Origin of the sequence: Spirosoma sp. (assembly GCF_026391055.1) — a bacterium.
In the GTDB taxonomy this organism is placed as follows: Bacteria; Bacteroidota; Bacteroidia; order Cytophagales; family Spirosomataceae; genus Spirosoma.
In genome coordinates, this window is record NZ_JAPLET010000021.1 from 1 (window position 1) to 19193 (window position 19193).

Sequence of the window (19193 nt, forward strand, 5' to 3'; positions counted from 1 at the left end):
CCGTGAGCCGTAGATAGCGGCCGAAGCATCTTTCAGCACCGACATGCTTTCGATATCGGCCGGGTTCAACCGGTCGATCCCCCCGGCCCGGGCCGGTACGCCGTCGATAACGATCAGCGCGTCGTTGTTTCCCAGCGTGTTGGAACCCCGAATTCGAATAGTAGCCCCATCCGCCCCAGGCTCACCGCTGGCGTTGGTGGCAATAACGCCCGGCATCCGGCCCGCAATGGAGTTGGAGAGGTTAACGGCTGGCGACTTAACCAGATCGGTGCCCTTTACCGTGGCTACAGCCCCCGTAACGGTTTCTTTCTTCTGCTCACCGTAGCCGACTACAACCACCTCGCTCAGCATCTTATCGTCTGAAGCCAGGGTAATGTTAATACTACTGCGGTTATTGAGCGCTACTTCCTGCGTCAGGAAGCCGATGTAAGAAAAGACCAGCGTCTCATTACCTCTGGCTACGTTAAGGGTAAAATCACCCTCACTACCCGAAACCGTACCCGTTGTCGTGCCCTTCACGACGATACTCACCCCTGGCAGAGCCAGCCCCTGCGCATCGACCACCTTACCCGAAACTTTCGTCTGAGCATAAGCACCTACTGAGACCAGGAGACCCAGTAGGAATAACGAACAAAAAGCGACCTGTCGACTGACGGTCGCATAAAATGGAAAAGCATCATCCCGTTGAAAGGAGGCTTCCTGTTGAGTAAATTGTTTGTACATGTGTGCTTATGATTAAGCCTATATTGATTGTAGGCTAAAGTACCACACACAAATAATTATACTCAGCAATTCTTGACCAAATTTTAGTCTATTTTACCATTAAATAATAATATTATACAGTTTATGCACGTATTTAAATTTATAAATATACTCTTATTTTATTATGTTTACTTAAGACTATTTGCCTATGAAATTCTACCCCAATTATTCTCCGACTGTTTGATGGAGTCGACATGGTTTCGAATAGGTCCATGTTGGGGTAAAAGGAGTTCCGGGTCCTCAGCCAAAATGGCCTGAGCCGACTCTCGGGCAGCCGATAAAATGGCTCCGTCTTTGGCGAGATCGGCGATCATTAGGTCCATCACACCACTCTGCTGCGTGCCTGTTAGATCGCCGGGACCACGTAGTTGAAGATCTACATCAGCGATTTCGAACCCATTATTGGTACGTACCATTGTTTCGAGCCGGGTGCGGGTGTCGGTGCTTAATTTATAGCCGGTCATCATGATACAATAGGACTGGTCAGCTCCCCGTCCTACCCTACCCCGTAGCTGGTGAAGCTGTGATAGCCCAAAGCGTTCGGCGCTCTCAATGACCATCACACTGGCGTTCGGCACGTTCACGCCAACTTCAATAACCGTTGTGGCTACCAGTATCTGTGTTTCCTTCTTCAGAAACCGCTTCATTTCGTCGTCTTTCTCATACGGAAGCATCTTGCCGTGCAGCATTCCGATTTCGTATGTTGGTCGGGGAAACGCCCGCTGCATGCTCTCGAAACCATCCATCAAGTCTTTATAATCCAGCTTTTCTGATTCTTCAATGAGCGGATACACCACGTACACCTGCCGACCCAATTCAATCTGCTGCCGGATAAACCCGAATACTTCTGACCGATGTTTGTCGTACTTATGAACCGTTTTGATAGGTTTTCGGCCTTTGGGCAACTCGTCGATAGTAGATACGTCGAGATTACCGTACAGTGTCATCGCCAGCGTACGCGGGATGGGCGTTGCCGTCATGACCAAAATATGGGGCGGCACCGTTTCGTTTTTACGCCACAGTTTAGCGCGTTGGGCAACGCCAAAGCGGTGCTGTTCGTCAATGATGCAGAGGCCGAGATTTTTGTACTGAACGGCATCTTCCAGCAGGGCGTGTGTTCCAACCAGAATGTGCATTTTACCCGATTGCAATTCTTCGTGAAGTACAACCCGGCGCTTTTTATTAGTCGAACCGGTCAGAATACCCAGGTTCAGCCCCATAGCATCGGCAAAGGGTTTGAGCCCATTATAGTGCTGATCGGCCAGAATTTCTGTAGGTGCCATCAGGCAAGCCTGTGCGCCATTGCCAATGGCGATCAGGCAGGTGATAAACGCGACTATAGTCTTTCCGCTGCCCACATCGCCCTGCAACAACCGGTTCATTTGCTTGCCGCTCAAGAAGTCGGCGTAGATTTCTTTAATGACGCGCTGCTGCGCCCCCGTCAGTTCGAAGGGCAGCAGTTCATTATAGAAATGCTTCATGAGTGAGGTATCCCGAAATACCTGACCAGGAAACTCTTCTTTTTGCAGGAGTTTATTCTTAATGAGTCGTAGCTGGTTGTAGAACAGCTCCTCAAACTTCAACCGGCGTTGCGCCTGCTTAAGCCAGCCCTGATTCTGCGGCAGATGGATATTCCACATAGCCTCCCGTTTGCCAATGAGCCGATACTGCTGAATCAATGAGTCGGGCAGGGTTTCGCGGATGTGTGTCCAGGACTGTTCCAGCAGCACACGCATGGCTTTGCCCAGCACTTTACTATCAAGATGCCGCTTGCGAAGCTTATCCGTTAAGTTATAAACCGGAAAGAAGCCCGGTTCATTTTCCGAGGCCGCATTGGCGTTTTCCAGCTCCGGATGCACGATGCTAAACTGCCCGTTAAACGACTGCGGTTTGCCATAGGCGATGTATTCCCCTTCCCGCCGGAGTGTTTTCTCGATAAAGGTAATCCCCTGAAACCAGACAAGACTTATGGAACCAGTGCCATCGGAAAAGGTAGCGACCAGCCTTTTTTTGGGTCCTTCGCCTTCCAGGTACCAATCACGCAGCCGCCCGCGAATCTGAGCGGAGGGCATCGAATCCATCAATTCACTGATGGTATAGTACCGGGAACGGTCGTCGTATCGAAATGGATAGTACTGAATCAGGTCACCGTACGTAAACAGATTCAACTCTTTATTGAGCAGTTCCGTACGCTGCGGCCCCAAACCTTTAAGATAGGCAAGCGGGGTATCAAAAAAAGTAGCTCGTTCGGTCATAACAGACCCGGTAAATCCCGGTTTATAGGCAGGATTAGACCAAAATTACGCATTTCTGCCGATTACTCCTCCACTCGTCCAATACCAAACGCAACCCCCAGATAGATATCCAGTCCGCGCGGATTGATGCCATTGGAGCTGTTTCCCATCAACCCCAGCAGATTGTCGGTGCCGAGCCAGCCCGGTCCTACCCGAACGGCGGCTCCGGCAGTAAGGCTACCATTCAGGTACGTAATGGGCGTCGACAAACTAAGCCAGCGGGCATCGTACCGGGGTGTTATGGCAACAACAGTGGGTTGGTGAATAGCCCTTGCCTGTACCGATCGCATATCCTGCAGGTAGGTCAGATTGATGCCTAATCCACCAGGAAGTTGATAATCAGCCGTGAAATTAAAAGACGTTGGCAGACCAGCGTTGAATCTGTTTTTATCGGCAGCCCGACCCGTGTTTAGCTTCTCCTGAATAACCTGCGCAATGGCTTGTGGACGGCTGTTTCCATTAAAGTCGCTGGCGGCAAACCGCACCGGATTAACTCCAATGTCGGTAAAGCTATACTCTCCGCCCGTGTAACTAATCCCGCCAATATCTGTAATGGCCATTCCTACCCGCAGGGCAGGGCTGTCGTTATCATACTGATCGATATAGGTAAACCCAACATCAATACCCAAGCCTTTGCCAGGTGCGGATGTACTGAATAAAGTTTGCGGATTCAGGCTCCTGTCTTGCAAAAAAGTCGTATAGGCCAGTGTAGCATCAAGGTCAGTGACTTCCAGCAACGCGTTGTTAAGATTAGACGGATCGGTGATAATTCGGTAGTCTAACCCCCTGTTTATCAATTGCTGCGTATTATAGCCCAACAGAAATTTACCGGTGGCTCCTAACAAAAGCTTTCGCCCGTCGTTTTCCCAAATGGTCCCGGCATAGGTAACGCCTAGTTCGGCATAGGTATTTGTGTTGGCACTAAACTTATTGTCGCTGCTTGGAATACTATAAAACCCACCATTATTCAGGCTGGCGCGCAGGGCAGACAGAATGGATTCTGATGCCCCAATGACTTGACCTACTGCCCGGAAACGCGTTGTTACGGCGATGGCGGCCCGTTCGCCGGTACGCATTAAAAAGGATGGCCCCCGAACCTCGCCCCAGATCGTCCCGTTTTTAGGTCGTCCGTTCAGCGTTTCACGCGTATAGTCCGTTTCGAACCGAATAGAACCATCCGCACTTTTGTACTGAGCAGGTACATTGTCGGTAATTAGACGCAGTAATGAAAATGGAGCCTGATAACGAACGTAATTATTATCAACATGCCCGTTGCCCGTAGCGATATTCAGGTAAAATTTAGAAGGAGAATCGGCCGCTAATGCGGGATTGATATATAACCGATTAGTACCACCATAGCGGCTCGTCGAAATACCAAGGAGATTTTGAGAAAAGCCTGCTGTTGTATACAGAAAAAACAAACTAAAAATAAACGGGTACTTCATGCAGTGAACAGATGAATAAGATAGCATACTGCAAAAGAAACGCAAATCCGCCACCGGAGTTAACCGATAGCGGATTTATTTTTACAAAAATCAGCAGACTATCTAAATAAATAAGACTATAGGCAAGTTAACAGATTCTGAAAAAGGTGTTGACTAATTGATTTATACACCCTCAGCTTCAACCAGTTTTACTTCAGGCACTAAGCGGGTCAATAGATTTTCGATACCCGCTTTCAGAGTTAATGTAGACGATGGGCAACCGCTGCATGATCCCTGTAGCAGCACTTTTACCGTGCCGCTGGGCTCGTCGAACGAATAAAAACTAATGGCTCCCCCATCCGATTCTACGGCAGGCTTGATATACTGTTCCAGCACTGCCTTGATTTTCTGAACGGTTTCAGAATCCATATCCAGCTTCGTCGTATTTGTATCTACGGTCCGCTGCGAGAAAACGGGTTTCTGCTCGCCAAAATAATCCTTTAGAAATAGCTTCACTTCAAGCAGCACCTCATCCCAATCGGTTTCATCGTCCTTGGTTACGGTCACGAAGTTGGCCGAAATAAACACCCGCCGAACAAACTCAAATCCGAACAGCGCGACAGCCAAAGGCGATGCTTTTCCATCGAGAAGGGCATCGCCCGGTGTGGCATAGTCGAAGGAAAGACCAGTTGGTACGAGTTCGAAGTTAACGACGAACTTCATGGAGTTCGGATTGGGGCTTCCTTCCGTAAAGATGGATACGGGACGGTCTAGCGTAGGGTTCATTGTCGCAAAATTTTAGTTCACCGAAACGTTCGGTCTGTTTTCGTACTGACGTAACAGCCGACTCGTTTTTTTAGTTTTTGTACCCAAAAAAACCCGTTCAACGAATGTCGAACGGGTTTTTCCAGAAACCTATAAGGATTTACTTAAGCCGCAGCGACTTCAGCTACAGGTGCTGTTTCTACTGCCGATGGACCAGCAGGGATAATGTCTACGTAAGACCGGCTATCCCGACCTGGACGAAACTTCACCGTACCGGCTACCAGTGCAAACAGGGTATAATCTTTACCCAGACCGACGTTTTTACCGGGGTGATGTTTCGTACCACGCTGACGGACGATGATGTTGCCGGCAATTGCCGACTGGCCGCCGAAGAGTTTCACACCCAGGCGTTTGCTGTGTGAATCGCGGCCGTTTTTGGAACTACCTACACCTTTCTTGTGTGCCATTTTTTTGAGAAGTCAGGAGTTAGGAGTCAGGAGCGAGGAGTTTCTGGTACACTTGCGTCAGCCATTCTCACTCCTCGCTTCTCATTCCTACCTACTAGTTATAAAGTTATGTCTTCAATCATGACCTTAGTCAGATACTGACGGTGGCCGTTCTTCTTTTTGTAACCTTTCCGACGCTTTTTCTTGAAGATGATTACTTTCTCACCTTTCAAGTGTTCGACGATTTTGGCTGATACTGTCGCTCCAGCGACGGTTGGGGCACCGATGGTGATGCTCCCTTCGTTGTCAACAAGGAGAACTTTCACCTTGTCGGAGGCAAGTGCAGCGTCCACATCGCCCTCTAACCGGTGGGTATAGATGAAGCGACCTTTTTGGATCTTGAATTGCTGCCCTGCGATCTCTACGATTGCGTACATGTGTGATGTATGAAATTGAAAATTAGGGTGCAAAGGTAAGAAAAAAATTTACGATCTGCGAATGAAACCCAACGATTTTCTTATTCCTCTTCAGGCCGCCCTTCCTTTCATAAAATCACCGGCGGCCGATTTGAGCAGACCGGCAAAAGAGTTCAGACAAAATAAAACGCCCCGGTCGATCAATGCTCTGGCCTGGTCGCCGGTAGCGGCTGTGGTTCCGGCAATCAGACCAGCCTTTCTGATTTTTTCTACAACTCCGGCAATGGTTCGCTTTACTTCGTCATGGCCCGGCCCATCGTAATAGCCCATACTCATAGCCAGGTCGCGGGGGCCGATCACGAAGCCATCAATGCCTTCCACAGTCAACAGATCATCCAGGTTGTCGATGGCTTCTTTATCTTCCAGCTGGGGCAAAATCAGAATCTGTTCGTTGGCAAACGCAACGGCTTCTCCCTGGTTCATAGTGCCCAGCAGGTAGTCGTTGGCCCGCACGGGTCCGAAACCGCGAGTGCCCAGCGGTGGGTATTTTACGGCTTGCACTAATGCTTCGGCATCGGCAACGGTACTAATGGCGGGCATCATAATGCCCATGACGCCCGCATCCAGAAACTGTAAAATAAGCTTTTGGTCATTGCTGCGAACACGAGCCAGGGGTGTAATACCGGTTAGCTCACAGGCGCGTACGATGTCCTGAACCTGAGCCGTTGTGACGGGGCTATGTTCACCATCGATCATGTAAAAATCCAGCCCCGAAAAGCCACAAAGTTCGGCAACGGTCGGATCGCTGCTATTGGACAGAACACCCAGAACGGGTTGGCCGTTTTTAAGCCGGGTTTTAACGATATTTTGCTTCATAGTATAAGCAAAACGGGCACCTGGCCACGCTTTACTGCATTTTATCCGAAATATAGTAGGTTGCTACCTTACAACCGAATTGCCTTTAGCTGAAACCCGGATACCGGACGCGAATAATCATTTATAGCTGTTCATAAGTTGTTGATTTGCGTTATTTTACAGCGTCAAATCTACACAAAGAGCCAAATCAGGCTTTATCCCTTCTCGTTCTATGCGCTGGTTAGTTTTGATTCTTCTTTTGCTACCGCAGGTTGGACAGGCGCAGCCCCCCTTTTCGATTCGCCACCTTACCACAAACGATGGACTGTCGCAAGGTTCCTGCTTCTATATCCTGAAAGATTCGAGGGGATTTATGTGGATGAGCAGCCAGGATGGCCTAAACCGATACGATGGGAGTCGGTTCACGGTTTACAATTTTAACGAACAGGATTCAACTACACTCGGCAAAGGTGAGGTGCGTGGAGTGATCGAAGACCCAAATGGTGACCTCTGGATAGGCACCGAAGAATGCCTGAACCGCTATCGGCGGCATAGCGATTCGTTCGAGCGTGTATACGCTATGGATAGCCGGGGCAAACGTCTTCCTGCCCTTCAGGAACCTTTTTTTGCCGACGATTCAACCGTTTGGTATGCCAGCAATCGGGAGGGCATCATGAAGCTGAATTACAAAACGGGGCACAAAACAAGAATTAGCCCCTGGGTGAAGCCCAAATTCAGTATCAATACCGAATGGATAATCCATCAGCCAGACCAGCAGGCTTTGCTTTATCTGCTGCCAGTGGGCTTTGCCCGTTACAATTACCGGACCCATCAGCTTACTACCTTTCTGACCGGCAAGTCGACCGATCAGCCTTTCAAGGGGCTATCAACTGAACCCTTCAGAAGAGCATTCTTGTTTCAGTCCATACATCGCTGTCATGTACCGGGCGTTCACTATGGCCATTACTGCTTTGCCGGACCTCAGGGAATTTTTGAGTTCGACGCCAAGCTGACTCACTTGCTGCGGTATCATCCAATCCGAACCGGCCTTGGCCTATTTCGGCTAACGAGTATGGACGAAGACAAACAGGGGCGCTGGTGGATTGGTGCCGAGGGGTCTGGGGTGTGGCAGTATGACCCGGACACAATGACCTTAGTTCGCGAAATAACCCCCGGCCCTACCCTTTCCAATTCACTCATGACGAACCAGATCTCGGCTGTGTACGTCGATGACCTGGGGCTCGTTTGGGCAAATGGCGATCCGTTTGGCATCGATGTCATTTATCCAAACGCCTACACGGTGGAAACCTTTCCCGATGATCCGCTCAATGTCTATGACCTGAACAGACACCCGATTCGGGGCTTGTGCGAAGACAGGCAGGGGCGAATCTGGATCGGGACGGTAGATGGCGGCATCCGACGCTTTGATCCGGCTACCGGCCTTATGCAGGCCTACACCTCAGCACAGGGGGTACCCACCGAAGGCAACGTCCGGCATATATTTCGTACCCGAGACGGCCGAATCCTGGTGACAAATTTGCAGGGTTTACTGCGTTACGACCCTTTCCACGACCGCTTTGTTGAATTGCCGAATCCTCTCTGTTCCGACCCGGACTGCCGGTTTGCACGGGGTATCTGCGAGTTGCCTGACGGTCGATTTGTGATGGCTACTTTTGGCGGGCTTTTCATCCTGACAAACGACCTAAAACCCATTAGCCGTATCGATCCGGACGGTACTTTTTTCGGCTCTCTCCATTTCGATCCGGCTACTAACCTCCTGTATGCGGGCCGGCGCGATCAGGATCTGGCCGTCTATCGATACCGGCGTAATGGCAGCCCGACATCGGCGCCACGTAAAGACTTGTTGACACTTGATTACATAACTCTGTCGGGCCACAACGTCATGGATTTCTTTGTCGATTCGGTACGTCATTGCCTGTGGCTTTCTACGGATCGGGGCCTGGTACGGTTTGATCCGGTCACCCGGCGCGTCATTCGAACCTATACCATTCGCGATGGACTACCCAATAATGTGGTGTATGGCATGCTTCCCGACCGGAAAGGGCACTTCTGGTTAAGCACCAACAATGGTCTGGTTAAGTTCAACCCAACCAATGTGACGTTTGCTCCGGTTGTATCGACCAAGGGGCGGGAATACAACAGCCACGCGCTGCTGGCAGGGTCTGATGGGACGTTTTACGCAGGTGGTGTGCATGGGTTAGATCGATTCATACCCGAGCAGCTTGAAACTTACAAAGCCAATGTTCCAGTTCGAATCATTAGCTTCGACGTCAATGATCTTCCCTATCGCACGAATGGCTTCGTGGGCGAAACCGGCCGGGTCTCCCTATCTCATGAGCAAAATACGCTCTCTATTGGCCTGGCAACGCTGGATTACTTCAGCAATGGTAAAAACCAGATTGCCTACACACTGTCTGGTATTGATCGTGGCTGGGTCAACTTGAAAAATACCAATGTTGTACGCTATGCAGACCTGCCTCCGGGTGATTATACCTTCCGGGCCAGGGCCACCGATGCGCGCGGAAAGCTTACCCCAGCCTTACAGCTAGCCATTACCATTCATCCGCCCTACTGGCAACGCTGGTGGTTCCGCTTGCTCGGCACACTGGTTATTGTGGGTTGTGCAGCCATCTGGATAAATGCTTATAATCGGCAAAAACTTAACCAGCAAAGACGACTACTGCAGAATACATTGGCCACGCAGGAAGACGAGCGCCGACGAATTGCCCGGGATCTGCACGATGATGTGGGAAATACCCTGGCAGCAATAAAAGGTGTTCTTGGATTAGCGCGGGAACGCCTTGGCCAGGCCGAGCAGATGCCTGAAGTCGACAAGGCCTATACCATGATCGACAAAGCGGGGAATGACCTTCGTACCATTACCCACGACCTGATGCCCATCGAGTTCGAAACCTATGCGTTGCCCGACGTGGTGGGGCAGTTGGTTGACCGGGTAAATCAATCATCACGGACAGCATTTGCGTACATACTGTTTGGAGAAGTTAATCGACTAAAGCCCGAACGCGAACTGGTTGTTTATCGAATTATTGCAGAATTAGTACAGAATGCCCTCAAACATGGAGGAACAGGAATGGCGATTGTTCAGTTAGGTTACCACCCGAAACACATGAGTGTTCTGGTAGATACCCCCTTGCAGAACAAAGAGGTCACTCCTTATCAAATCAACCAACTTGTCACCGGTATCGGTCAAAAAAACATAAACTACCGGGCGGAATATCTGCATGCAACGCTCACTACCGACAGCAATGAAGACAGTTATATTGTAATGCTCGACGTTCCTTATGACACAAGCAGTTTCTAACCCCGTTACGATTCTGATTATTGACGACCATCGCCTGTTTAACGATGGCCTGGGACTTATGCTGGCCGATGTGCCCGATATGCGTATCGTAGGCCATGTCTATCATAGCAGCGAGGCCGTTCAGCAGGTAGAGAAGCACCACCCGGATGTGCTGATCATTGATTTTAACATGCCCGACATCGACGGCCTTGCACTAACCCGCCAGCTCATTGCGCAACTCGGTCAGCAACGAATCCTGATCCTGAGCATGTACGGTGAAGCCCGGCACATCAGTGACTTTAGAAAGGCGGGTGCCCTGGGCTATATGCTGAAAACCTCGACAAAAGAAGAACTACTAACGGCCATTCGGGCCGTTGCCCGGGAACTACCTTACTTCGATTCTAAACTCGCCGATAACAGGCAGTTCAGTAATCATTCTGATGACATCTTTCTGAAGAAATACAAACTTTCCCCCCGCGAGGTAGAAATAATCCGGCTCATCAAAGATGGCTTGAGTAGCCCACAGATTGCGGAGAGAATCAATTTAAGTCAACATACCGTCGACACGCACCGAAAGAATATTCACACCAAACTAGGCATCAATACGGTTGCAGACCTGGTTCGATTTGCCCTTGAAACAAGCATATAGCCTACTTAACATATAAATATACCCGGATTATGGTATTGTGCTCGTAATAGGTTTTCTCAAACTTTACGTGCTTTTATGCACACCATTAGTTTTTCTGAAAATCGCCCAATAAACGGTCGCCCCAATTGACAAGGGAGCGGCCGTTTATTATTAGAAGAATAAATTCGTTGCCACCCGAAACGTATTGCAATGCGCTTCCACAATATCGGTTAGCCGGGGGGAGTAGCCCCCACCCATCGACACCGTAATGGGCAGGTTGTTTTTTATGGCCTGTTCAAAGACGAACACATCACGTTGCCGACAGCCATCCCGGCTCACAGCTAGTTTACCCAACCGGTCAGAGGCCAGAATATCCACTCCAGCGACATAAAAAAGGAAATCGGGCTGCTGCTGTCTGATCAGGCGAGGCAATGAGTCGTAAAGGGTGTTCAGATAAAAGTCATCGGTGGTCCCGGTGGGCAGATCAATATCCAGGTCAGATGTCTCTTTTCGAAGGGGATAGTTATCAGCACCGTGCATACTGAATGTAAACACCCGCGATTCTGTCTGAAACATGACGGCGGTGCCGTTTCCCTGATGAACATCCAGATCTACAACCAGTATTTTTTTCGCCTGCCCCATTGCAAGAAGGTAGTTGGCCGCTATGCCTACATCATTGAGCATACAGAAGCCTTCGCCCCGGTCAGGAAATGCATGATGCGTTCCACCGGCGATATTCATCGCTACCCCATCCCGTTGCGCCAGCTGCGTACAATCGATAGTACCCTGCGTGATAATCCATTCGCGGTCGATGAGTTCAGGTGTCAGGGGAAAACCAATCCGGCGCATCATTCTTGGATCGACTGTACCGGATTTCAACGCCTGAACGTACTCAGCGGTGTGAACGCCCAGCGCCCAGCGGTCGTCAACCGGTTCAGGACCGAAGAAGTTAGTCTCCGTACAGGTGCCTTCGTAAAGAAGTTGTTCGTGAATCAGTTCATACTTAAGCATGGGGAAGCGATGCCCCTCCGGCAACCGTAACCGGTATACCGGCGAAAACGCAATCTGAAGCATAGAAGCAAACGAAGCCCGTCCCGTTCGATAAGAGATGTATTTTTATTAACCCGTTCAGCAGCGAATCTGTTACCCAACGTTGCATTTTCGTGGTTCTTAGGGTTTACCCCAGTACTATGAAAACAGCAATTATTACGGGCGGAGGTCAGGGAATTGGCCGGGTTACCACGCAATACCTGCTCACACACGGCTATAATGTAGCCGTGTGGGAAGCCGATAGCGATGCACTTACCGAACTTCAGGAGTCCTTTACAACCTCGTTAGCCCAGCTTCTCTTCGTTGCCTGCGATGTCTCCAGCGAGGACCAGGTCAAAAAAGCCGTTGAACAGACATTGTCACATTTCGGGCAAATCGACGTCTTAATTAACAATGCAGCGCTGATGACGGTAAAGCCTCTCGACAAGCTAACGTTCGATGAATGGAACACGGTTATTGGAACAAACCTTTCCGGTCCGTTTTTGTGTGCTAAATATGCAGCTCCTCACCTGGCCGAACAAAAAGGGAGCATCGTTAATTTGTGTTCTACACGGGCCTTCCAGTCAGAACCCGATACGTTTGCGTATTCGGCCAGCAAGGGCGGCATTTTGGCACTTACTCATTCGCTGGCGATTAGTCTGGGGCCAAACGTTCGTGTCAATGCCATTAGTCCAGGCTGGATTGATGTATCGGCAATAAAGAAAAAAGCAAATGCCAAAGCGGACAAGCTTCGACCTGAAGATCATAGCCAGCACCCGGCGGGGCGCGTGGGCCAGCCAGAAGATGTTGCCCGTATGATACTCTTTCTGATCAGTCCGGAGAATAGTTTCATTACCGGGCAGAACTTTGTGGTAGATGGGGGAATGACACGAAAGATGATTTACGCATGATCAACTATAAATACAGTCAAACATCCCTTCCCCTTATCTAGTTAGTATCGTCTAGTTGTTGGGATAGTTCTACTCTATTTGTTTCTTGAATCAGCGTTCCCATTCTGAATTGACGACCAAAAACACATTTTCAACCTTCTTCATCTCCTATGAATATAGAACTTACTACTGCTTCAGAAACCGCTCCACTCGAAGTGTTGGACTTGCAGGTTTCTTCTCTCCGGACGGCCGGTAAATCACTGCTATCCGTAAAGCTATTGTGCCGCAGTGAGCGGTATGCAAACCACTTGCAGATGCCTTCTTTATCCTGGTTCGACGCCAGCCAGTTGCAGCGTTTTTCTCAGGAACTGGCCACCGCTCAGTACCCGGAAACCAGTCGGATTGATCTGATTGATGCCGGCATTCGCCTGACGGGTTCCGTACGGCGGCTGGCCGGTATGTGGACAGCAGGCCGTACTATCCGTATCGAGCCGCTGCCCTCATCGGCAACTCAGTTTACTACTTTTACAATTCATGCCTCACCCAACGACATCAAGACGTATGCGAGTACATTATACAGTCGGCTGTGGGAATTGTTCACCAAGTAAAAAACTGAACCTTGCTTTTCGGGTTATTCAGATAGAGATACCCCAAACTTTCAGGCTCACTTATGGAAAATACGAACCAGGATGCTATGCTCAATGAGCAATCGCGCACATTCGATCCCGGCACTGGCGGAACGGCTCAAACGCCAGACGACAGTATTCTAATCAATCAGGATTATAATCCGACCGATTTAGCCGGCGATGTTAACGCGCCCCCTACTACCCCAACAGACGAAGAAGAGGCCGCTACTGGCAACGACGGAACCGGTGCCTTTTCGGGCAGCCCCAACATGGAAGTAGATTCTGGTAATTACGGTAATGGAGACACACTAGGAAATAACGATGGAACGGAGCCCGACCCGGAATTAACTGATCCAATAAGTTAAGACAGTGGCAGCATCCCAAACTAATTTCCGTTACTAAAAATGGCTCACCAATCAAGGTGAGCCATTTTTAGTAACGGAAATTTCTATTTGAAATCTGGTTCTGGCTTAGATTAAACTGGAACCACTCGTTGATGAACTGCTACCGGTATTGTAACCCGTTGTCGACGAACTATCCCCATAGCGAGTACCATCAGGATTTACTGAGCCATACTGATCTGCACTGCTACCGGTACCGGCATATTGGCTACCACTATATTGACCCTGAGTACCATACTGGCTGGAACCCGAAGACGAGTTATCATCTTCCGAAGCAGCGCGCTGGTTGATGAACGATTCGGCTAATTGAGTCAATTTTCTATCGGTATTTTTTTCTTCGTCAAGCGTTTGCTGTAACATACGGGCGGCATCCGAATAACCCAGCACACTAGCTAGCGTTACGGCTGATCCATAGGCGGCAATTTCGTGGTGCTCGATTTTCTGTCCGGCTATAATTAGTCCGGCATCACGGGTTAAGGAGCCCGATTCGGTTTCGGAGACGACCATCTGAGCGTCGTCGACCAGACCGTCTATAGCCGCACAGGTTTTGTCATCCACTTCTACTCCGATGCTGCGAAATACATCCTCCAGACGAGCAACCTGCCCACGGGTTTCTTCCTGGTGTTGTAGAAACGCGTTCCTCACTTCATCGGTTGTAGAAGCATCTGCCTGCTCGCCAAGAGCGTCTACTGCTTGCTTTTCAGCATAATAAATTCCCTTCAATTCACTAACGAAAAGGCTTTGCAGGCCTTCCCGCGTATCGTTGTCATTACCACTAAAGAAATTTGCGATTTGACTTCCTAGAGATGCCATGATTTTGTTGGGTTAGTTACTAATGATTTGCCCACCATATGACTAAAACCATGCCATGCACTGATACTGTGCAGCTTACGAATCAGGCCATTTCAATGTTGACTATGTTTTTCTACAGAATCTGTAGAGTAGTGTCCCTTTTACCACAAATTGCCCCATAATCAGGCAATTAACTTATCCAGACCATAGTCTCATTAACTGTTTTTATTTAAAACACGGGGTCTCCTGCTTGGTTACTGACTTGTTTAAGCCTTTAATTCCGAGCAAACAGCGATCCCTCGTTTCCCGAACGTTAAGGGCGTAAACAATAAACTCAACGTATTATAAATTAAATTCTTCACATGAAAAACGTAGTCAAGCCGACTATCTTATCAGGGCTGATTGCCGCAGGTTTTCTTGTTTCCTGTAGTAAAGATGAGGTCTTCAATGCCCAGATTCCTGAGACAAACCAGCAACCGACCACCGCTCAGGTGAATGGTAATGTTTTTGAACCCGCTCTGGTAGCCGCAACCGATGCGCGGATTGCTCAACTCAAACTCCCAGCTGGTTTCACCATCGCCAAATTTGCCGATCAGCTTGGCAAACCCCGAATGCTGACGGTTAGCGCAACAGGCAATGTATATGTTACCAGCCGCGATGCCGGGACCGTTACCTTACTTCGCGATACAAACAATGATGGCAAATCAGATCAAAGTCAGGTAGTAGCCAGGATCAAGGATGTTCACGGTCTGACAATTTTTTCGGGCAAAATGTATCTGGTAGCCATCCACGATGTGTATTCGGCAACGATAAATGCAGATGGTACGCTGGGAACTCCGCAACAGATTATGACCGGCCTTCCTGATGCGGGTCAGCACCCAAACCGTACCATTGGGTTCGGCCCCGATGGGTTCATGTATATCACCGTGGGTAGTACCTGTAACGCCTGTGCTGACTCTAATCCCGAAAGTGCAACCATCCTCCGGGCCAATCCAGACGGGACAGGACGGCGGATTTACGCGAAAGGGCTGCGTAATACCATTGGCTTTGGCTGGCACCCCGAAACGAAAGAACTGTACGGATTCGACCATGGCATTGACTGGCTCGGCGACGAACAGCAGAAGGAAGAATTGAATCTGATCAAAGACGGGGCTTTTTACGGATGGCCTTATATTTATGGCGACGGCAACTACAACCCCCATCCAAGGCCCATGGGCGACACCACTTACGCGCAGATTCTGGCTAAAACGACCTTACCTTTCTTACAATACGATGCGCACGCAGCTCCGCTGGGAATGGTATTTTACACAGGCAGTGGCGCATCGGGAGGCTTTCCCGCCGAATACCAGAACGATGCTTTCGCTACCATGCGTGGCTCCTGGAACCGCAGTCAGCCTTCAGGCTATAAAGTAGTGCGGGTACATTTTGACGCGGGTAAACCCACGCGCATTGATGATCTGGTAACGGGTTTTGTTGTCGATAACAACCAGGCTCAGTTTGGGCGGCCCGTGGGCATTGCCACTATGCCCGATGGGTCTCTGCTATTTACTGATGACAACAACGGAATTATTTACCGGGTAAGCTACACCAAGTAAAGCAAAAAAGCCCACCTTCCAGGTGGGCTTTTTCATTCTTGTTAGTGACCGATACGGGAATCGAACCCGTGTTACCGCCGTGAAAGGGCGATGTCCTAACCGCTAGACGAATCGGCCGTCTTGTTTAAAAGACCCACCCTTTTGACTTTCTGTCGCTGTGGTGGCGAATCGTGGTGCAAAGGTAAGGCAAGAATTTTAAAGTGCAATAGTAGGCATCAAAAAAAATTAAAAAAAAGGGTTCCTGAGCGTTTTAGTGCTATTTTTGAGGAGGTTAGCATTCAAATTTTTTTTCGCCTTCATGAAACATTTTTTGCTGCTGGCGGGCCTAACGGTCGCGTCACTGTCGGCTTCAGCACAGTCAACATCCTCTTCGTCAACATCTTTATCCCCATCTGCTGCGATTGATTCGCCCGCAAAATTTCTGGGTTATCAGATTGGTGAACGCTTCACACCACATCATCGGGTGCTGGCCTATGCCGAGCAGGTAGCTCGTCAACTGCCCAGCCGGATAAAATTAATTCCGTATGGCACTTCTTACGAAGGTCGCCAGCTGATGGTGGTGGCTATCGGCTCGGAAGCAAACATGAGTCGTCTGGAAGAAATCAGGACCAATAACCTAAAGCGCATTGGTCTGATGGATGGAACGCCAACAGCTTCTTCCCAACCGCCTATTGCCTGGCTCAGCTACAACGTTCACGGCAACGAGGCCGTCAGTTCCGAAGCCTTCATGGATGTATTGTATCACCTGCTTAGTTCATCCGATGCCGTGGCGAAAAAAATTATGAGCACCACGGTTGTCATTCTCGATCCCGGCCTTAACCCCGATGGCCACGATCGGTATGTGAACTGGTATAACCAGATGCAGGGTCGCGTGGCCGACCCTATCCCCTCGGCTCGTGAACACAACGAACCTTGGCCGGGCGGGCGCTATACACACTACCTGTTCGACCCAAACCGTGACTGGGCCTGGCAAACGCAGGAAATCACCCAGCAGCGTATGGCGCTCTACCAGCAATGGATGCCCCAGCTACATGGCGATTTCCACGAAATGGGCGTTGAAAGCCCCTATTATTTCGCGCCATCGGCCAAGCCTTATCACGAAGACGTTACCCCCTTCCAACGGCAGTTTCAGCAAACGATTGGTCAATATTGCAGCCGCTACTTCGACAAAAACGGCTGGCTCTATTACACCCGTGAACGGTTCGATCTGTTCTACCCAAGCTATGGCGATACCTACCCGACCTACAACGGCGCCATCGGCATGACCTTTGAACAGGGCGGCAGCGGCCGGGCTGGACTGGCTATTGAAAAAGCCGATGGGGACACCCTCACGCTTCGCCAGCGAATTGATCACCATTTTGCCTCCAGTATTGCCACGCTCGAATCCGTAGCCGACCGGCCCACTGAAATCGTGAAGGAGTTTGGCCAGTTCTTTGATAAATCCCGGAATACACCCATTGGTGCGTACAAAAGTTACGTCATCAAATCCAGTGGCGATGCCGGGCGTATTAAAGCACTGCAACAACTGCTGGAACGAAACAAAATCAGTTACGGCTACGCAGGCAAAGCTCAGAATGTAGCCGGCGGGTTCAACTACACGACTCAGAAAACAGATAAAACGGTAGCCATCACAGCCGACGATATTGTGATCAGCGCGTATCAGCCTAAATCGACTCTATTGAAGATCCTGTTCGAGCAGAATTCAAAACTGGAAGATTCGGCAACGTACGATATCACAGCCTGGTCGCTGCCGTACGCCTTTGGCTTACAAACGTATGGCCTGACCACCCGGCTCAATCCGGGAAGCACGCAACTCGCTACGGCTACACCAGCCGCTGCGGTAAACCCACAAACTCGCCCATATGCGTATGTGGTTAAGTGGCAGTCGCTTCCGGCGGTGCAAATGCTGGCTGGGCTCCTGAAGCAGAAAATACGCGTACGGGCCGCCGAAAAGCCCTTCGAACTGGAGAATAAAACCTACCCGTCGGGCACGCTGATCGTGACACGGGCAGGTAACGAACGCTTTGGCGACCGATTCGATGCATTAGTTCGGGCGGAAGCTACCCGGACGGGGGCTGATTTGACACCAGTGCAGACAGGTTTTGTCACGACGGGTTCCGACTTTGGGTCCGATTTCGTTTCGGGCCTGAAAGCCCCACGTGTGGCGGTGGTTGTGGGCGAAGGTACTCCTCCCCCATCGGCGGGCGAAGTGTGGCACTACTTCGACCAGGAACTTCAATACCCCATTACGCTGGTTGACGGTAATACACTGGGCAATGTGCAGTGGAACAAGCTGGATGTGCTGATTCTGCCGACAAACTACAATTACAGCCGCTTTCTGAATGAAAAAACCCTGAACGCCATCAAAGAGTGGGTCCGGGCGGGTGGAAAACTCATTGCCATGGAACGGGCTGCGTCGTTTTTGGCCGGTAAGGATGGGTTTGAGCTAAAAGAAAAGGAAGATAAATCAGCTGATAAGAGCAAAAAGGGAGATAATACCGACACGCTCAAACGCTATATCGATCGGGAACGAACCGCTGTTTCTGATGATATACCAGGCAGTATCTACCGGGTAAACATAGATACCTCGCACCCGCTGGGTTTTGGTTTGTCGGGCGGTTATTATTCCCTGGTACAAAATGCTTTTAACTTTGATTACCTGAAGGAAGGCTGGAACGTTGGCTATCTGAAAACGGATAACTACGTCGCTGGTTTTTCGGGCAAAAACGCCAAGGAAAAGTTAAAAAATACCCTGGTGATGGGTGTTCAGTCCCTCGGTCGGGGCAGCGTTGTTTACCTGGCCGATGATCCGCTGTTCCGGGGTTTCTGGTACAACGGAAAGCTTCTGTTCGCCAATGCCGTATTTATGGTCGGCAATTAATTCATTTGTTTTATTTAAAATGCATAAACGCAACGGCCGATTGGTCGTTGCGTTTATGTTTTTATGT

At 49.8% G+C, this 19193-nt stretch carries 16 protein-coding genes and 1 tRNA gene; 7 read left to right on the plus strand and 10 right to left on the minus strand.

Annotated elements, in window-relative coordinates; all coding sequences use genetic code 11:
* The 7 genes from NT073_RS14600 to NT073_RS14630 all read right to left on the minus strand — a co-directional run.
* A partial coding sequence (locus NT073_RS14600) for a carboxypeptidase-like regulatory domain-containing protein (RefSeq protein WP_297374799.1) occupies positions 1 to 723 on the minus strand: 723 nt, incomplete at its 3' end.
* Between the two features lie 185 nt (positions 724 to 908).
* Complete coding sequence (gene recG / locus NT073_RS14605; protein WP_297374802.1) at positions 909 to 3017, minus strand: ATP-dependent DNA helicase RecG; 2109 nt, start codon at positions 3015 to 3017, stop codon at positions 909 to 911.
* A gap of 62 nt (positions 3018 to 3079) precedes the next feature.
* Entirely contained in the window at positions 3080 to 4501 is a 1422-nt protein-coding gene (locus NT073_RS14610; protein WP_297374806.1) for a DUF5723 family protein, read from the minus strand.
* Positions 4502 to 4663: 162 nt separating this feature from the next.
* Positions 4664 to 5266 (minus strand): NifU family protein, encoded by a 603-nt coding sequence (locus NT073_RS14615; RefSeq protein ID WP_012927033.1) that lies wholly within the window; start codon positions 5264 to 5266, stop codon positions 4664 to 4666.
* Between the two features lie 143 nt (positions 5267 to 5409).
* Positions 5410 to 5712, minus strand: coding sequence for a 50S ribosomal protein L27 (gene rpmA, locus NT073_RS14620; protein WP_297374809.1), 303 nt, complete (start codon positions 5710 to 5712; stop codon positions 5410 to 5412).
* 98 nt (positions 5713 to 5810) lie between these two features.
* On the minus strand, positions 5811 to 6128 hold the full coding sequence (gene rplU, locus NT073_RS14625; RefSeq protein WP_012927035.1) for a 50S ribosomal protein L21: 318 nt from the start codon (positions 6126 to 6128) through the stop codon (positions 5811 to 5813).
* 90 nt (positions 6129 to 6218) lie between these two features.
* On the minus strand, positions 6219 to 6983 hold the full coding sequence (locus tag NT073_RS14630; RefSeq protein WP_012927036.1) for an aldolase/citrate lyase family protein: 765 nt from the start codon (positions 6981 to 6983) through the stop codon (positions 6219 to 6221).
* A gap of 211 nt (positions 6984 to 7194) precedes the next feature.
* Here NT073_RS14630 and NT073_RS14635 point away from each other — a divergent pair, with 211 nt between their 5' ends.
* Positions 7195 to 10305, plus strand: coding sequence for a sensor histidine kinase (locus tag NT073_RS14635; RefSeq protein WP_297374812.1), 3111 nt, complete (start codon positions 7195 to 7197; stop codon positions 10303 to 10305).
* Positions 10286 to 10933, plus strand: a complete 648-nt coding sequence (locus NT073_RS14640; protein ID WP_297374815.1) for a response regulator transcription factor — start codon at positions 10286 to 10288, stop codon at positions 10931 to 10933. The genes NT073_RS14635 and NT073_RS14640 overlap by 20 nt, the downstream gene beginning before the upstream one ends.
* A gap of 150 nt (positions 10934 to 11083) precedes the next feature.
* Here NT073_RS14640 and NT073_RS14645 read toward each other — a convergent pair whose 3' ends face one another.
* Positions 11084 to 11986: a histone deacetylase gene (locus tag NT073_RS14645; RefSeq protein ID WP_297374818.1), complete on the minus strand. Its 903-nt coding sequence runs from the start codon at positions 11984 to 11986 to the stop codon at positions 11084 to 11086.
* A gap of 116 nt (positions 11987 to 12102) precedes the next feature.
* Between NT073_RS14645 and NT073_RS14650 the strand changes: the two genes are divergently transcribed.
* From NT073_RS14650 to NT073_RS14660, 3 genes are all read left to right on the plus strand, one after another.
* Positions 12103 to 12852, plus strand: a complete 750-nt coding sequence (locus NT073_RS14650) for an SDR family oxidoreductase (RefSeq protein WP_297374821.1) — start codon at positions 12103 to 12105, stop codon at positions 12850 to 12852.
* A 149-nt stretch (positions 12853 to 13001) separates the two neighbouring features.
* Complete coding sequence (locus NT073_RS14655) at positions 13002 to 13439, plus strand: hypothetical protein (protein ID WP_297374824.1); 438 nt, start codon at positions 13002 to 13004, stop codon at positions 13437 to 13439.
* Positions 13440 to 13501: 62 nt separating this feature from the next.
* On the plus strand, positions 13502 to 13822 hold the full coding sequence (locus NT073_RS14660; RefSeq protein ID WP_297374826.1) for a hypothetical protein: 321 nt from the start codon (positions 13502 to 13504) through the stop codon (positions 13820 to 13822).
* Positions 13823 to 13927: 105 nt separating this feature from the next.
* Here the strand turns inward: NT073_RS14660 and NT073_RS14665 are convergent, their stop codons facing one another.
* Positions 13928 to 14671, minus strand: coding sequence for a ferritin-like domain-containing protein (locus NT073_RS14665; RefSeq protein WP_297374829.1), 744 nt, complete (start codon positions 14669 to 14671; stop codon positions 13928 to 13930).
* 341 nt (positions 14672 to 15012) lie between these two features.
* Here NT073_RS14665 and NT073_RS14670 point away from each other — a divergent pair, with 341 nt between their 5' ends.
* Positions 15013 to 16245 (plus strand): PQQ-dependent sugar dehydrogenase, encoded by a 1233-nt coding sequence (locus tag NT073_RS14670; protein ID WP_297374832.1) that lies wholly within the window; start codon positions 15013 to 15015, stop codon positions 16243 to 16245.
* A gap of 45 nt (positions 16246 to 16290) precedes the next feature.
* Here NT073_RS14670 and NT073_RS14675 read toward each other — a convergent pair.
* A tRNA-Glu gene (locus NT073_RS14675) sits at positions 16291 to 16362 on the minus strand.
* A 181-nt stretch (positions 16363 to 16543) separates the two neighbouring features.
* Here NT073_RS14675 and NT073_RS14680 point away from each other — a divergent pair.
* A complete protein-coding gene (locus NT073_RS14680) occupies positions 16544 to 19126 on the plus strand; it encodes a M14 family metallopeptidase (RefSeq protein WP_297374835.1) in 2583 nt (860 codons plus the stop codon).
* Positions 19127 to 19193: the final 67 nt, after the last annotated feature.

Coding starts and splice junctions, on each gene's coding strand:
- recG (WP_297374802.1), bottom strand. CDS start 3,017: ATGACCGAACGAGCTACTTTTTTTGATACCCCGCTTGCCTATCTTAAA.
- NT073_RS14610 (WP_297374806.1), bottom strand. CDS start 4,501: ATGAAGTACCCGTTTATTTTTAGTTTGTTTTTTCTGTATACAACAGCA.
- NT073_RS14615 (WP_012927033.1), bottom strand. CDS start 5,266: ATGAACCCTACGCTAGACCGTCCCGTATCCATCTTTACGGAAGGAAGC.
- rpmA (WP_297374809.1), bottom strand. CDS start 5,712: ATGGCACACAAGAAAGGTGTAGGTAGTTCCAAAAACGGCCGCGATTCA.
- rplU (WP_012927035.1), bottom strand. CDS start 6,128: ATGTACGCAATCGTAGAGATCGCAGGGCAGCAATTCAAGATCCAAAAA.
- NT073_RS14630 (WP_012927036.1), bottom strand. CDS start 6,983: ATGAAGCAAAATATCGTTAAAACCCGGCTTAAAAACGGCCAACCCGTT.
- NT073_RS14635 (WP_297374812.1), top strand. CDS start 7,195: ATGCGCTGGTTAGTTTTGATTCTTCTTTTGCTACCGCAGGTTGGACAG.
- NT073_RS14640 (WP_297374815.1), top strand. CDS start 10,286: ATGACACAAGCAGTTTCTAACCCCGTTACGATTCTGATTATTGACGAC.
- NT073_RS14645 (WP_297374818.1), bottom strand. CDS start 11,986: ATGCTTCAGATTGCGTTTTCGCCGGTATACCGGTTACGGTTGCCGGAG.
- NT073_RS14650 (WP_297374821.1), top strand. CDS start 12,103: ATGAAAACAGCAATTATTACGGGCGGAGGTCAGGGAATTGGCCGGGTT.
- NT073_RS14655 (WP_297374824.1), top strand. CDS start 13,002: ATGAATATAGAACTTACTACTGCTTCAGAAACCGCTCCACTCGAAGTG.
- NT073_RS14660 (WP_297374826.1), top strand. CDS start 13,502: ATGGAAAATACGAACCAGGATGCTATGCTCAATGAGCAATCGCGCACA.
- NT073_RS14665 (WP_297374829.1), bottom strand. CDS start 14,671: ATGGCATCTCTAGGAAGTCAAATCGCAAATTTCTTTAGTGGTAATGAC.
- NT073_RS14670 (WP_297374832.1), top strand. CDS start 15,013: ATGAAAAACGTAGTCAAGCCGACTATCTTATCAGGGCTGATTGCCGCA.
- NT073_RS14680 (WP_297374835.1), top strand. CDS start 16,544: ATGAAACATTTTTTGCTGCTGGCGGGCCTAACGGTCGCGTCACTGTCG.